Annotated in this window: 13 protein-coding genes; 2 read left to right on the top strand and 11 right to left on the bottom strand. The window is 62.0% G+C overall.

The window, feature by feature from the left end; genetic code table 11:
- Window positions 1–3 precede the first annotated feature (3 nt).
- The 7 genes from era to DOM32_RS06515 form a co-directional block, all read right to left on the bottom strand.
- A complete protein-coding gene (gene era, locus DOM32_RS06545; protein WP_071233012.1) occupies window positions 4–903 on the bottom strand; it encodes a GTPase Era in 900 nt (299 codons plus the stop codon).
- Entirely contained in the window at window positions 900–1,583 is a 684-nt protein-coding gene (rnc, locus tag DOM32_RS06540) for a ribonuclease III (RefSeq protein ID WP_416221237.1), read from the bottom strand. The genes era and rnc overlap by 4 nt, the downstream gene beginning before the upstream one ends.
- Window positions 1,584–1,781: 198 nt before the next feature.
- The gene (gene lepB, locus DOM32_RS06535) at window positions 1,782–2,570 is read right to left on the bottom strand and encodes a signal peptidase I (RefSeq protein ID WP_110632492.1); all 789 of its coding nucleotides are present in this window, start codon (window positions 2,568–2,570) and stop codon (window positions 1,782–1,784) included.
- 11 nt (window positions 2,571–2,581) lie between these two features.
- A complete protein-coding gene (gene lepA / locus DOM32_RS06530) occupies window positions 2,582–4,399 on the bottom strand; it encodes a translation elongation factor 4 (RefSeq protein WP_071233021.1) in 1,818 nt (605 codons plus the stop codon).
- Between the two features lie 341 nt (window positions 4,400–4,740).
- Entirely contained in the window at window positions 4,741–6,156 is a 1,416-nt protein-coding gene (locus DOM32_RS06525) for a DegQ family serine endoprotease (protein WP_110632489.1), read from the bottom strand.
- Window positions 6,157–6,691: 535 nt separating this feature from the next.
- Window positions 6,692–7,753 carry a MucB/RseB C-terminal domain-containing protein gene (locus DOM32_RS06520; protein WP_110632486.1) on the bottom strand — a complete coding sequence of 354 codons (1,062 nt, stop codon included), beginning with the start codon at window positions 7,751–7,753 and terminating at the stop codon, window positions 6,692–6,694.
- A complete protein-coding gene (locus tag DOM32_RS06515) occupies window positions 7,753–8,541 on the bottom strand; it encodes a sigma-E factor negative regulatory protein (RefSeq protein ID WP_110632483.1) in 789 nt (262 codons plus the stop codon). The genes DOM32_RS06520 and DOM32_RS06515 overlap by 1 nt, the downstream gene beginning before the upstream one ends.
- Before the next feature lie 35 nt (window positions 8,542–8,576).
- On the opposite strand from DOM32_RS06515, the gene DOM32_RS17715 reads away from it, so the two are divergent.
- On the top strand, window positions 8,577–8,834 hold the full coding sequence (locus DOM32_RS17715) for a hypothetical protein (RefSeq protein ID WP_139284362.1): 258 nt from the start codon (window positions 8,577–8,579) through the stop codon (window positions 8,832–8,834).
- Here the strand turns inward: DOM32_RS17715 and rpoE are convergent.
- The gene (rpoE, locus tag DOM32_RS06510) at window positions 8,821–9,426 is read right to left on the bottom strand and encodes an RNA polymerase sigma factor RpoE (protein ID WP_071233026.1); all 606 of its coding nucleotides are present in this window, start codon (window positions 9,424–9,426) and stop codon (window positions 8,821–8,823) included. The two genes, DOM32_RS17715 and rpoE, sit on opposite strands and share 14 nt — an antisense overlap.
- Before the next feature lie 347 nt (window positions 9,427–9,773).
- Between rpoE and DOM32_RS06505 the strand changes: the two genes are divergently transcribed.
- Window positions 9,774–10,856, top strand: coding sequence for a 3-deoxy-7-phosphoheptulonate synthase (locus DOM32_RS06505; RefSeq protein ID WP_110632479.1), 1,083 nt, complete (start codon window positions 9,774–9,776; stop codon window positions 10,854–10,856).
- A 93-nt stretch (window positions 10,857–10,949) separates the two neighbouring features.
- Here the strand turns inward: DOM32_RS06505 and dinG are convergent, their stop codons facing one another.
- From dinG to DOM32_RS17915, 3 genes are all read right to left on the bottom strand, one after another.
- Complete coding sequence (gene dinG / locus DOM32_RS06500; RefSeq protein ID WP_110632476.1) at window positions 10,950–13,103, bottom strand: ATP-dependent DNA helicase DinG; 2,154 nt, start codon at window positions 13,101–13,103, stop codon at window positions 10,950–10,952.
- A gap of 103 nt (window positions 13,104–13,206) precedes the next feature.
- A complete protein-coding gene (gene rhlB / locus DOM32_RS06495) occupies window positions 13,207–14,496 on the bottom strand; it encodes an ATP-dependent RNA helicase RhlB (protein ID WP_110632472.1) in 1,290 nt (429 codons plus the stop codon).
- Window positions 14,489–14,705: hypothetical protein (locus DOM32_RS17915; protein WP_208625332.1), on the bottom strand; the 217-nt coding region annotated here is incomplete at its 5' end. The genes DOM32_RS17915 and rhlB, both read right to left, overlap by 8 nt.

Below are 14,705 nucleotides of genomic sequence, written 5' to 3'. Positions count from 1 at the left end.
CGCTCAATCGAGGTCGTAGCCCAGGCTCTTGAGCGCTCGATCGTCGTCCGACCAGCCGCGTTTGACCTTGACCCACAGGTTGAGCATGACCTTGCTGTCGAAGGCTCGCTCCATCTCCTGGCGCGCCTCGATGCCGATCTTCTTGATCCGCTCTCCCTTGTCGCCGATCAGGATCTTCTTCTGGCCCTGGCGCTCGACCAGCATCAATGCGCTGATATGGATGACCTTGCCTTCGTCGCGAAACTCCTCGATCTCGACGGTCATCTGGTAGGGAAGCTCGTCGCCCAACTGGCGCATGACCTTTTCGCGGACCAGCTCGGCAGCCAGGAAGCGCTGGCTCTTGTCGGTGATCTGATCGTCCGGGAAGTAGTGCACGCCTTCGGGCAGGCGCTTGCCGACTTCGCCTTCGAGTTCCGGCACGTTGGTTCCGTGCTTGGCGGAGATCGGCAGGATCGCGGCAAATTCACGCCTGGCGGAAAGTGACTCCAGCCACGGCAGCAACGTCGTCTTGTCCTCGAGCCAGTCGACCTTGTTGACCGCCAGAATCACCGGCGCCTCGACGTGGGTGAGCTTGTCGAGAACGACCTGATCCTCTTCCGTCCAGCGCGTGCGATCGACCAGAAACACGACGCAATCGACATCGCGGAGCGCCTGTGACGCAGCCTGGTTCATGAAGCGATTGATCGCCTTGTTGCGATCGCGGGTCTGCAGATGGATACCGGGCGTATCGACGTAGATGAATTGCGCTTCATCTACTGTCTTGATGCCCATCACCTGGTGGCGTGTCGTTTGCGGACGCCGCGAGGTGATGGAAATCTTCTGCCCCAGGATGCGGTTCATCAGGGTCGATTTACCCACGTTGGGACGCCCGACGATAGCGACGAAACCACAGCTCTGTGTCATTGGCGTTTGCCCTTTGATGGTTCGAGTTTGGACAACGCAAGCTCAGCGGCCTGCTGTTCGGCAAAACGTCGGCTCGTCCCCTCTCCCAGCGTCGGTGACTCGCCCAGCATGGCCACGTGACACTCGACGCTGAAGGTCTGGGCATGAGCCTCGCCTTCCACCGAGATCACTTCATAGCGCGGCAGTGCCTGCTGACGTGACTGCAGAAACTCCTGCAGGCGCGTCTTGGGATCCTTCTGCGTATTGTGCAGGTCGATCGCTTCCAGACGGGTCCCGAACCAGGCCAGTACGCGACTGCGCGCCACGTCCATGCCGGCATCGAGATAGATCGCCCCGATCACCCCTTCCAGCGCATCGGCCAGGATCGAATCGCGCCGATGACCGCCGCTCTTCATCTCGCCGGACCCCAGCCTGAGACACTCGCCCAGGTCGAATTCCCGCGCCACCACGGCCAGCGTCTGCCCCTTGACCAGCCCGGCTCGCAGGCGGGACAACTGCCCTTCCCGCGCGGCCGGAAAGCGCTTGAACAGCGCCTCGCCGATCACGAAATTGACGATCGAGTCGCCCAGAAACTCGAGCCGTTCATTATTGGCGCCGCCGACGCTGCGGTGCGTCAGCGCCAGTTCCAGCAGCGCCGGATCACGAAAGTCGTGGCCAATTCGGCGGCTGAAGCCTTGCAGAGGATCACTCACGTCATTCCCATTGAGTCGTTATCTTTGAAACAAAGAATCGTTGTCTTTGAAGCAAAGCGGGCGCGGGATAGCCCGTCGCCCGCTTTGCGAGTTGCGTGTCTTGCCGCTGCTTAAAGAACGGGACCGTCATGGTTCCGCAGCCAGAGCCGGCGGCCGACACGCTTGAATTCACCAGCTATATAAGAATCAGTTTATCTGGCGTACCGTGCTGAAGCTAGGCAATCCACCATCCCAGTGCATCCAGACCGCAAACGCCTTGCCGACGATGTTCTTTTCCGGGACGAAACCCCAGTAACGGCTGTCGTTGGAGTGGTCGCGGTTGTCGCCCATCATGAAATACTCGTGATCGGGAACGACGATCTCCCGCATCTGGGGCCCGGGGCTCTGGGGATTGTTGAAGATACTGTGCTCGACGTCACCGAGGTGCTCCTCGAACAGTTCTTCGCCCGGTGCTTCTGCCGGGTCGGGATCGGTCATCGACTTGGGCACCGGCTTGCCATTGACGTAGAGCTGCTTGTTTTCGTAGCGAATGTGATCCCCCGGCAGGCCAATGACGCGCTTGATGAAATTGACCGACGGATCCTGCGGGAAACGGAAGACCATGACATCGCCGCGCTCCGGCTCACCGATATCCAAGATTTCGGTGTTGACGACCGGCAGGCGGAGACCGTAGCTGAACTTGTTGACCAGGATGAAATCGCCGACCTCGAGTGTCGGCCGCATCGAGCCCGAAGGGATCTGGAACGGCTCGATCACGAAGCTGCGCAGCACCAGGACGACCAGCAACACGGGGAAAAAGGAGCGGGCGTAGTCGACCGGCCAGGGATCCTTGTAGTCGACCGACTTTTCGCCGCCCTGTGTCTCTGCGGCGGCCTGCTGGCGCTGGTGACGCGAGCGTCGCCAGAACAGGCTGTCGAGCAACCAGACGAGCCCCGTGATGGCGACAGCCAGCACCAGTAACAACGAAAAATCCATGAGGTGTTTTCCTACTCGTTCACTTTGAGAACGGCAAGGAACGCATCCTGGGGGATTTCGACACGGCCCACCTGCTTCATGCGTTTCTTGCCGGCTTTCTGCTTCTCCAGCAGTTTCTTCTTGCGCGTCGTGTCGCCGCCGTAGCACTTGGCCGTCACGTTCTTGCGCAGTGCCTTGACCGTCGAACGGGCCACGACATGGCCGCCGATCGCGGCCTGAACCGCCACGTCGAACATCTGACGGGGGATCAGCTCTTTCATCTTGTCGACCAGGATTCGACCCCGGGAATGGGCGTGGTCGCGATGAATGATCAACGCCAGTGCATCGACGCGATCACCATTGATGAGAATGTCCAGGCGAACCAGTTTGGCCGCCTCGAACCGCTCGAAGCTGTAGTCGAGGGAGGCATAGCCCTTGGAGATCGACTTGAGCCGATCGAAGAAGTCCATGACGACCTCGGCCATCGGCAACTCGTAGACGAGCTGCATCTGGCTACCCAGCACCTGCATGTTCAACTGCACGCCACGACGATTGACGCACTCGGAGATGACGTTGCCCACATACTCCTGCGGCACCAGGATGCTGGCCCGCACGATCGGCTCGCGCATCTCGGCCACGTTGGCCATGTCGGGCAGCTTCGACGGGTTGGAGATGGTCAGCAACTCGCCGTTGTCCATCAGCAGCTCGTAGTTGACCGTCGGCGCCGTGGTCAGCAGGTCGATATCGTATTCGCGCTCCAGGCGCTCCTGGACGATCTCCATGTGCAGCGTGCCGAGGAAGCCGACGCGAAAGCCGAACCCGAGCGCATCGGAGTTTTCCGGCACGTAATCGAGCGAAGCATCGTTGAGCGCCAGCTTCTCGAGCGCATCGCGGAAATCTTCGTAATCATCGGAGCTGACCGGGAACATTCCGGCGTAGACCTGCGGCTTCACTTTCTGGAAGCCCGGCAGCCGCGGTACGTCCTTGGTCTTGGTATGGGTGATGGTATCCCCGACCGGCGCACCATGGATGTCCTTGATGCCGGCGATGACGAAGCCGACTTCGCCGGCCCGGAGGATGCCGGTGGAGTTCTGCTTGGGCGTGAAATAGCCGATGTCGGTCACTTCCCAGTCGCGACCGGTCGACTTCATCTGGATCTTGTCGCCCTTCTTCAAGGTGCCGTCGAACAGCCGCACCAGCGACACGACGCCTTGATAGTTATCGAACCACGAATCGATGATCAGGGCCTGAAGATTGCCCTCGCGATCGCCTTTGGGCGGCGGAATATCGCGTACCAGACGCTCCAGCAGGAGATCGATGTTGAGACCGCTCTTGGCCGACACCCGTACCGCGTCATGGGCATCGAGACCGATGATCTCCTCGATCTCGTGCGCCACCTTCTCCGGATCCGCCTGCGGCAGATCCATCTTGTTGAGGACCGGAAGCACTTCCAGATCCTGCTCGATGGCGGTGTAGCAGTTGGCAACCGACTGCGCCTCGACACCCTGAGCGGCATCGACCACGAGCAAGGCCCCCTCGCAGGCGTAGAGCGAGCGCGACACCTCGTAGGAGAAATCGACGTGCCCCGGCGTGTCGATGAAATTGAGCTGATAGGTATGACCGTCCTGCGCCTGATAGTCGAGCGTGACCGACTGCGCCTTGATGGTGATACCGCGCTCGCGCTCGAGATCCATCGAATCGAGCACCTGCTCCTTGAGTTCACGATCCGTCAGGCCACCGCAGAACTGGATGATTCGGTCTGCCAGCGTGGACTTGCCGTGATCGATATGGGCGATGATCGAGAAGTTGCGGATGAACTTCAGTTGCTCGTTGCTTGCAGCGTCTGCCATTGAAACCTTACCGGTAATTTGTACGCACGCGGTCCGCACGATGTGCCATAGCCAGGAAAACACCAACTGATTCGTCGAGCGGGATGAAACGCGCGACACGCGGTGCGGGAAACGCCGGCCATGACGCGGGGTCCGGTCAGCAGCCGAGCAGCGCACGACGCAGCGATTCGCCCGCGCCGGTACTGAGATACCGTTGTTTTCCAGTCGCGCGGTTGATTACGAATTTGGCGCATTGTACCGACATGGCCGTGGCAAAGACAGCGACAACCGGAACGCACACAGCCTCGCAAAGCGAGGCTGTGTGACGGGCCTGGCCCGGACCTGTCGTCGTCCGGCGCGACTCAGTCGCCGGCCTTCAAGCGCAACGCTACGAACAGCGAAGTTCCATCCCGGACGATACGCACCGGAATGGCACGATCGCCGTCGGCCTGCTTGACCGCATCGATCAATTGATCGGCGCTGTCGACCGCTTTCTGATCGAAACTGACGATGACGTCACCAGGCTGAATGCCGGCCGCCGCCGCCGCGCCACGCGGGTCGACGCGACGCACCAGGGCGCCATTGTCGATGTCCAGCTGTTGCTTCTCCTGATCGCTGATATCGCTGATCGCGATTCCCAGCTTGCTCTGGTCATTGGTAGATCCGCTGGACGGCGAGCCATCGTCCGCCATCTGCTCCGGCCAATCACCCACGGTCACGTCGATCTTGCGCTGGTCACCGTCGCGCATGACCTGCAGAGTGACCTCGTCTCCCGGCGCCACCTGGCCAATCAGACGCGGCAGGGTCGTGGAGTCATCGATATCGGCCCCATCGGCGCTCAGAATGACATCACCGGCCTTCAGACCCGCCTTCTGTGCCGGGCTGTCATCGCTGACATCGGAAACCAGTGCTCCCTCGGTGCCATCGAGCCCGAACGATTCGGCAAGATCCTTGGATACCGGCTGAATCACCACGCCCAGCCAGCCGCGGCTCACATGACCTTCGGTGCGCAGCTGATCGGCAACGTTCATGGCAACGCTGATCGGCACGGCGAACGACAGCCCCATGAAACCACCGCTACGCGTGTAGATCTGCGAATTGATCCCCACGACTTCACCGTCGAGGTTGAACAAGGGGCCACCGGAGTTACCCGGGTTGATCGCCACATCGGTCTGGATGAAGGGTACGTAGGTCTCGCTCGGCAGTGTGCGGTTGATCGCGCTGACGATGCCGGCCGTTACCGAATGATCGAAACCGAACGGAGAACCGATGGCGGCGACCCATTCGCCGGCTTCGAGGTCATCGGAGTCGCCGATCTTGAGCGTGGGAAGATCGTCGGCATCGACCTTGAGCAAGGCGACGTCGGTTCGCGCATCGGCGCCCACCAGCTTGGCCGGCAGCTCCCGCCGATCGTTGAGACGCACCATGATCTCGTCGGCATCCTTGACCACATGGGCGTTGGTCAGGATGTAACCATCCTTGCGGATGACGAACCCGGAGCCCAGTGACTTGCGCTCCTCCTCGCCCTGCGGCGCGCCAGGCATCGGCGGCATCTGATCACCGAAGAACCGGCGGAATATCTCGGGGACGTCTTGCTGACCATAGGGCCCATTGGGCGCACTGACGCTACTGGTGGTGGCGATGTTGACCACGCCGGGAGCGGCCTGCTTGACCAATCCGGTGAAGTCCGGCAAATCGCGGGCCTGCGCCGTCTGGAAAGATAGCAACGTGACGGCCATCAATAGCCAGGGAGCAAACCATCTTATCATGCGTTCCATTAAACACTCCTAAACATTCGATGAAGACTCTGGCGAGTCGCACGTAGATAGATCGATGTTCATAAGGGATAAATCGGCGATAACGAACCTCACGCCATCGAATCGTCGCCGCGCCCGGTCAAGGCACGGCGACCACTTTCATTGATGCGAAAATACGCCAAGAGTTCAACGGGATGTAAAGTTTCTTTGCGCTGAAGAGCGAAAAGCCCCCGTCACCGACTGACTGCAGAACTGGCTGAAGAACTGACCAAAGAGAAAAGGCGAGAGACTAGGGGCTGTTGACGTCTCAGCGCGAACCGCGTTGCTGCGCCAAATGGCGCCAGGCCAGGCGCGGGATGCAGAGAAGGGTGGTTCCCTTTTCCAATCCCGCAACGCCGCATGGCGCTATTTGCCGCGCAACCAGAAGGGCCGGGCCAGTTTTTTCACGGTGCTGCGTTATTCGTCGTTCATTTGGAACGACCAAACTACGCTCCTCACGCCTTGCCCCGCACAAAAACTGGCTTCGGCGCGGCCGTGCATGAAACGTCAACAGTCCCTAGGAACCGGCGGCGGGAGCACTCGCTTCAGGCTCGTCCCGAGCTCCGGAGATATCGGCGGACGGTCCGACATCGCCTTCGTGCCAGGTCACTCGCGCAGCGATACGTGCCAGAACCTCGGCCGGTGCCTCGCCCAATACCAGTATCTGCATGGGCCGGCCCTCATGATTCACATGACGAACCGCTGCATAGGAGATACCCAGTCGATGCATGCCGGGCAACAAGGAACGCCGGTTACCGGTAATGGGTTCGACGAACAAGCTGATGCTGGTCAAACCGTCGCTGTAGAGCTGGTGCTCTATCCGTGCGCTCTGATCAGGACTATCAGGCGGGATCGGTTGGGAGGTAAATCCGGCAGGCAGCCACTGCGCGTGCCACGGAGAATTCGCCGGTGGCTGGCCAGGGCCGAGACGGAGCGTATCAGGATAAAGCGTGGGGGCACGCAGATCGGTTATCTGAAAGGTTTCGAGAATCTGGCCATCGATACCGATCATTTCACGCTTGAGCGGCAGCGATGTCTCGCGATCCAGCCAGAGACGGTAACCGTAGCGGAGCTCGTCCTGCGGCTCGATGTCGAGACGCCATGCCGCGCGTCCGGCAATTCGCTCGATTTCCATCGGCTGGAGGTCGTAATGTCCGGCGATCTGCCGGGTCAAGGCGCCAGGCGCGAGACCGGCGGTGAAATCCAGCATTCCCTGGCCCGCGGCATCCTGGCTCACGCTACCCCGCTTTTCCACAGCGACGGGCGGGCCATCCAGAAATCTCGCGGCCTCGGTCTCCACCCCCTGCTGCACGCTATGCGTCAGCGCCAAGGTCCTGACGCCATCGAAACTGATACGCACGGCCCGTGCACTGAAGTTATAGCAGTGGCTGGCCCAGAGACTGCGTTGAAACAGCGCCTCGGGGGAGATATCGCTATCGCTCGCCGCGGCCAGGTCGCGACAATCGAAAGTCTCCGGCACCGCCCGCTCGTCGGCGGACGCTTGAGCCTGAGCGGTACCGGAAACCGCAAGCAGAGGAAGTATCGCAGCCAGGGAGGCCCGGGGAGAAAACCGAAACATCAACGCGCTTCCGTGGCTCCGACACGGTCGACCTGAGCGGACAATGCGCCCGGCGTGCGCAGCAATGGCATCCAGTTGTCGCCAGTGCTGTAGGCAGCCCCGACGGAGTGACGCTCCAGATACGATTGCAGCGTCTGCGCCTGCTCCATATCGACGTTGGGGGACTGGCGCGTGCTCGACGACAGGAACATCGGCTGCATCACCTGCTCGCCGACCGTCATCAGGCCACTGTTATTGCCAGCGCCGAGACTTCCGCCGCCAAAGCTGCCGCTGCCCAGCGAATAGGGCAGCCCGCTGGAGACCGGCGCCTGCATGGAAGCCTGCATCGCCCCGCTCTGGTCGTCGGCAACGCTTCCGGAGGCCAGCGAGGCACGGGCACTTTCATTGACCGCAGAAGTACCCGTGGCGGCCGCCACATCCGAGGACGTGGTGGTGTCGCCACCGAAGCGGCCGTTGTAGACCTGAACGCCGGTAATCACCATGAGCGATACCGCCGCCGCCACGGCAGCGCCGCCCATCATGGAAAACGAGTGGCGCCTGACCGGCTCGCTGGCCGGTTCCGCGACGGGCCGGGGTTCGTCCGCCAGCGCCGCCATCACGTCGCCGGAGATATCGATATCGACGATCGCATCCCGCTCGCGCCGCATCATGCTGCGGGCCAGGTGATATCGACGCCAGGTATCGGATTCCTGCGGCGACGTGCCCAGCGTCTTGAGCGCTCGCCTCAGATCGAATTCATCGGCCTCGTTATCCATCAATGCGGAGAACGATTCGTGTACCTGCTTCATAGTCACACCCTCACACTCGCCTTGCGGCTTGCCACGTGTTGAATGACGGCGACACTCAGGGCGACATCTGGGGGCATGCCATTGCGATCCTCGAAGGCCGCAATGCCCTTGCCCGCTACCTGCGTCACCGGCCCGTCGTCGCCGGATTGTCTCCAGCCGACGACGGCTTGGCTATTACCTGCCCCACTATGACGACAGAAATCGATGACAGTTCATTTTCGATTCATCTTTCTCGATTCGATCCGCCGTCAGCGCCCGGATCCGATGGTCCTGCATCGCTCAAGCGTCGTTGATCGCGTCTCGCCCACCGTGCTCCAGCAACGGTTCGATATGCTTGTCGACTGCCTCGCGCGCCCGGAAGATACGCGATCGGACGGTTCCCACCGGGCACTCCATGATCGTGGCGATATCTTCATAGGAAAGCCCGTCGAATTCACGCAGCGTGATCGCGGTGCGCAGATCGTCCGGCAGCTGTTCGATCGCTTCGAACACGGCCGCTTCCAGTTGATCGCGGGCGATCGCCGCCTCCGGCGATTCGATATCCGACAGACGCCCGCTCTGGTCGACGATCTCGGCATCGCTGATATCCAGATCGCTACCGGGAGGACGCCGCCCCCGCGATACCAGGTAGTTCTTCGCCGTGTTGATGGCGATGCGATACATCCAGGTATAGAAGGCGCTTTCGGCACGAAAGCTGCCCAGGGCACGATACGCCTTGATGAAGGCTTCCTGGGCAACGTCCTGAACTTCGGAATGGTCCTGAACATAGCGGCTGATCAGACCGAGAATCTTGTGCTGATACTTCTTGACCAAAAGATCAAAAGCTCGGGTGTCCCCTTTCTGGGCGCGTTCGACGAGTTGCTGATCGGTCTCTCGGACACCCATTCAACGCCTCCCCGTACGACTGGGCACCGGAAGCTGCAGGACCTGGAGCAGGGAAATGACACAGCGATGACGAGTGTGGTGACTAGGAGATAATACGCTCATGATCCCACCTGGAGCCCTTTGAGCTCACGATTCAATGACAGGCGTGCAAGTTATAACAGAAACGATGGATTAGCACGCGAAGCCGGCCAGTGTTCCTGTTTTAGCCCGCCTCATCAAGTCGCGCCTCGGCGCCGATTTCCCCGGCATGCAGGGCACAACCGGGCCGGAAAGTTGATTTTTGCACCTTGCAGCCCCCATAGTACGCGCTCCACGCGCAGTCACTATCAGAGTCAACGGGCCCCAGCATGTCGGAACAGCAGGTCAACAATCTCAACGTTCTTTCCCAGGATGTCCTGATTACCCCGGAAGCGTTGAAACAGAACATTCCGCTTTCGGAATCCGCCGAGCGCACGGTCATCGAAGGACGCCAGACCATCCAGCGCATTCTCGATCGCGAGGATCCTCGCCTGCTCGTGGTCATCGGCCCGTGCTCGATTCACGATCCGGAAGCCGCACGCGACTACGCCAGGCGCCTTCGCAAGCTCGCCGATGCCGTCAGCGACAGTCTGTATATCGTGATGCGTGTCTACTTCGAGAAGCCGCGTACCACGGTCGGCTGGAAGGGCCTGATCAACGATCCGCACCTGAACGACTCGTTCGAGATCGAGGAAGGCTTGCATATCGCTCGCCGGCTGCTGGTGGATCTGGCGGAAATCGGCCTGCCGCTGGCCACCGAGGCGCTCGATCCGATTTCGCCGCAATATCTGCAGGACTGCATCAGTTGGTCCGCGGTAGGGGCTCGTACCACCGAATCCCAGACCCACCGTGAAATGGCTTCCGGTCTTTCCGGCCCGGTCGGCTTCAAGAACGGCACCGACGGCAGCCTGGACGTGGCGGTCAATGCATTGCAGTCGGTCGCCAGCCCGCACAATTTCCTGGGCATCGATCAGGCGGGCCAGGTCGCGGTGATCCGGACTCGGGGCAACGCCTACGGCCACGTCGTCCTGCGGGGTGGCAACGGCAAGCCCAACTACGACAGTGTCAGCGTCACCCTGGCCGAGCAGGAACTGCACAAGGCGGGGCTGAAAGCCAACCTGATGGTCGACTGCTCCCACGCCAACTCCAACAAGGACCCGGCGCTGCAGCCGCTGGTCATGGAGAACGTGACGCACCAGATCCTCGACGGCAACCGCTCGATCATCGGCCTGATGATCGAATCGAACATCGGCTGGGGCAGCCAGAAGATTCCCGAAGACCGCAGTCAGCTCGAATACGGCGTCTCGATCACCGATGCCTGCATCGACTGGCCGACTACCGAGCGCACGCTTGTCCAGATGGCCGAGCAATTGAAGCCCGTGCTCCAGTCGCGCCAGCGTTCCGACGACTGATCCCGGGACGACGACCGTTCAAGCAGAACGCCCGGTGCCGCAATTCACGGCACCGGGCGTTTTTCGTTGGCGGCAGCGGCAACGCGGCCCGCGTCAGTTCCTGGCCGGCTCGCCCGCTTCCCCCCCTTCGATCTGGCGCCGAAACGGCGGCAGCGCGTCCAGCAGCGCCTTGCCGTAGCGCCGGGTCAGCACACGTCGATCCAGCAGCGAGATGCGGCCGCTGTCGTTCTCCTTGCGAATCAGCCGCCCGCACGCCTGCACCAGTTTGATCGATGCATCCGGCACCGATATCCGCATGAACGGGTTGCCGCCCTGGCTCTCGATCCACTCGGCGAGCGTGGCGCCGACCGGATCGTCCGGCACCGAAAACGGCAGCCGGGTAATCACCACGTGGGTCAGGTAGCGACCGGGAAGATCGATCCCCTCGGCGAAACTCGCCAGCCCGAAGATCAAGCTGCCGCTGTCGGCGTCGACCGCAGCGCGATGGCGCTCCAGCAGTTCGCGCTTGGGCAGCCGATCCTGTGACAGCAGGCGCGACGCCCAGGGTTCCGGCAACGCATCGGCCACACTGCGCAGTTGCTTGCGGGAGGAGAACAGCACCAGCACGGCTTCGTCGTCTTCCAACCCTTCGATGAACTCGACGATGGAACGGTCGTGCGCCTTGGCGTCGCCGGGCTCGACCGCTTCCCGCGGCACACTGAGGATGGCCCGGGAATAGTCGAAAGGGCTCGGCAGGCGCTGGTAGCGATAGCGGTTGGCCAGGCCGGCCCGCTCCTGCAGCCGCTCGAAACGATTGAGCGCCGTCAGCGTCGCCGAGGTCACCACCGCCCCGTAGCAGGTTCCCCAGAGATGTCGGGCCAGCGTCTCCGCCGCCGATACCGGGCTGGCCGAAAAGGTCAGCTCCGGCTCGCCACCGAAGTTCTGGAACGTCAACCACCGCGCTTGCGGTGCCTGCCCCGCCGGGTCCGGCTTGGCCATGGCGGACCATAGTGCATGCGCTTCCAGCGCGCGGCCGTGGAGCAGCGCCGTCAGCGGCAGCCACGGTTCCGCCTGCTCCCGCGGGAGACCGGTGGATTTGTCCGGGTCGAGACTCTCGCGAAGGATATCGCTCATCGTTTCCAGATCGCGCGATAGCTCGGCGAACGGAATGACCAGCTGCTGGGCCAGATCGACCAGCGGCTCCGGCGCCCGGCCATTGGGGAAGCGGAAATGCTGCGTCTCCTCGCCCGCCCCGGAGCCGAGTCCGGCAATCTGATGTCCCATGGCGTAGGCATCGCCGAGCCTTGGCTCCAGCGCCGCGATGCGTTCGGGAAAAGTCGCCAGCAAGCGGCCGAGTGTCGGCTGGGCGCCGAGCGCGGTGTTCAACTCCGTCAGCGACTTCTTCAACGTCCGCAGCCAGCGCAACGTGCCGTTGATTCCGAAGCGATGATAGAAATGATCCAGCGCCTTGTCCGGCAGGTGATGCCCCTCGTCGAAGACGTAGATACAGTCCTTGGGCGACGGAAGCACCATGCCTCCGCCCAGCGCGAGATCCGCCAGCACCAGATCGTGATTGGCGACGATGATGTCGGCCTGCTCGAGATGCCGGCGCGAGCGGAAATAGGCACAGGCGCCGAAATGGCCGCAGCGCCGATTGGTGCACTGACGATGATCCACGGTCAGCCGTCGCCAGTCGCGATCGTCGATGGCGACCGGCCAGCTGTCCCGATCCCCTTCCCAGTTGCCCGAGGCATAGGTATCGGCCATCTCCTGGATCAACTGCGGGAAGTCACCGCCGGCGTCCGTGGCGATGGTCTGCTCGAACAGCGACAGCGTCGGGTTGGGCTCGGCGCCTTCCAGCGCCTGATCGAGCTTGGCCACGCACAGGTAACGTCCCCGGCCCTTGGCCAGCGCGTATTCGAAATCGAGCCCGCTGTGCGCCTTGAGCATCGGCAGGTCCTGATTCAGCACCTGCTCCTGCAGCGCCACCGTCGCGGTGGCGACCACCAGTCGCTTGCCCCGCGCCTTGGCCACCGGCAGCGCCGCCAGCAGGTAGGCGAGCGTCTTGCCGGTGCCAGTGCCCGCTTCCAGCACGCAGACGTGTTCGTTGGAGGTCCGCCGCCCCTGCTCGTCCTGCTCGATCGACGCCAAAGTGCGCGCGATCTCCGCGATCATCAGGCGCTGGCCATAGCGCGGCGTGAGCTCCAGTCCTTCGAGCACATGCCGGTAAGCCTCCTGGATCTCTTGCTTGAGGGGTTCGTCGAGCATGCGCATTCCGGGGAAGGAAGGTCAGAAACAGATCGCCCACCGGCGGTGGACGATCGAGAGAGCCGAACCGTTGACGATGTCAGCCGCTCAGGACAGCATCGGCTCACGACATCATGGACTCGGGCGGATGCTCGCAGGGCAGCTTGCCGTTGATGTAGTTCTCGATCTCCGGCAGCGAGAAGGCATCCTCTTCGCCGACGAAACTGATCGACACGCCCTTGGCACCCGCGCGGCCGGTCCGCCCGATACGATGGACGTAGTCCTCGGGATCTTCCGGCAGCGTGAAGTTGATGACGTGGCTGACATCTTCGATATGGATGCCACGACCGGCGACATCGGTCGCCACCAGCACGGTCACCTCACCTTCCCGGAAACGCTCCAGCGTCTTGATCCGCTGGCTCTGCGGCACGTCGCCCGAGAGCATTGCCGCATTGATGCCCTGATCGCGCAGCATCTGGTCCAGTTCACGCACCAGATCACGACGGTTGCCGAACACGATCACCCGCTCCATCGCTTCCTGGCTGACCAGGTTGAACAGCAGCTTGCGCTTCTCGCTGTCGCTGACCAGATAGACCCGCTGGTCGATATTGGCCGCGTTGTCGGTGGTCACCTCGATCTCGACGTGGGCCGGATTCTGGGTCCACTGCTCGGAGAGGTTGAGGATATCCGGCGTGAAGGTCGCCGAGAACAGGAAGGTCTGGCGTTCCTCGCGCTTGGGCGTATAGCGGATGATGCGCTTGACGTCCGGAATGAAGCCCATCGACAGCATACGGTCGGCTTCGTCCAGCACCAGCACCTCGACCTGGGAGAGATCGATGTCGCGCTTCTGCTGGAAATCGAGCAGACGCCCCGGCGTGGCCACCAGAATGTCCAGGTTCTTGCTCAACTGATCCCGCTGCTTCTGGTAGTCCATGCCGCCGACGACGCTGGCCACATGCAGAGACGTGAAACGGGCCAGCGCCTTGGCGTCCTTCTCGATCTGCAGCGCCAGTTCGCGGGTCGGCGCGATGATCAGCGCCCGCGGCGTTCCCGGCTTCTGGCCATCCGGCGCTTCCTCTTCCAGGAAGTAGGCCAGCATCGAAATCAGGAAAGCTGCGGTCTTGCCGGTGCCGGTCTGCGCCTTGCCGACCACGTCGCCACCGAGCAGCGTATGCTTCAGCGCTTCGGCCTGGATCGGCGTGCAGTATTCGAAACCTTCTGCCTGGATCGCGCGCATCAATGATGTCGGCAGGTCGAAATCATGAAACCGCCAGCGTCCGGCAACGGGCTCGACCTGAAACTGTTTCAGCGACCAGTTGGAAGCGTTCCGCGACTGCGATTTACGTGGCTTGCGCCGACGCCGCTTGGGTCTGCGGTTCTGTGCCGGGGCCTGGGTGTTGTCAGACTCACTCATAGTTATGACGAATGTCCGAAATCGATTGACGGTTTGACTCGCGACGGCTGGCGTTCTGCTCGGCGGCGCCACAACCAAGGCACGGCGGGCCGGCATTCACGCCATCAAGGACGAACCCTCGACGCGACGATGATCGACTTCGCCGGGGCCATGCCCGGCGCGAGCCGAACGTATTGTACCAGTTCTGGCCCGCTAACGTCGCGAGCCCA

This window comes from Salinicola salarius, from assembly GCF_003206135.1.
Lineage (GTDB): Bacteria > Pseudomonadota > Gammaproteobacteria > Pseudomonadales > Halomonadaceae > Salinicola > Salinicola salarius.
Note: the sequence above shows the minus strand (reverse complement) of the source record. Positions and strands in the feature narration are given on the sequence as shown.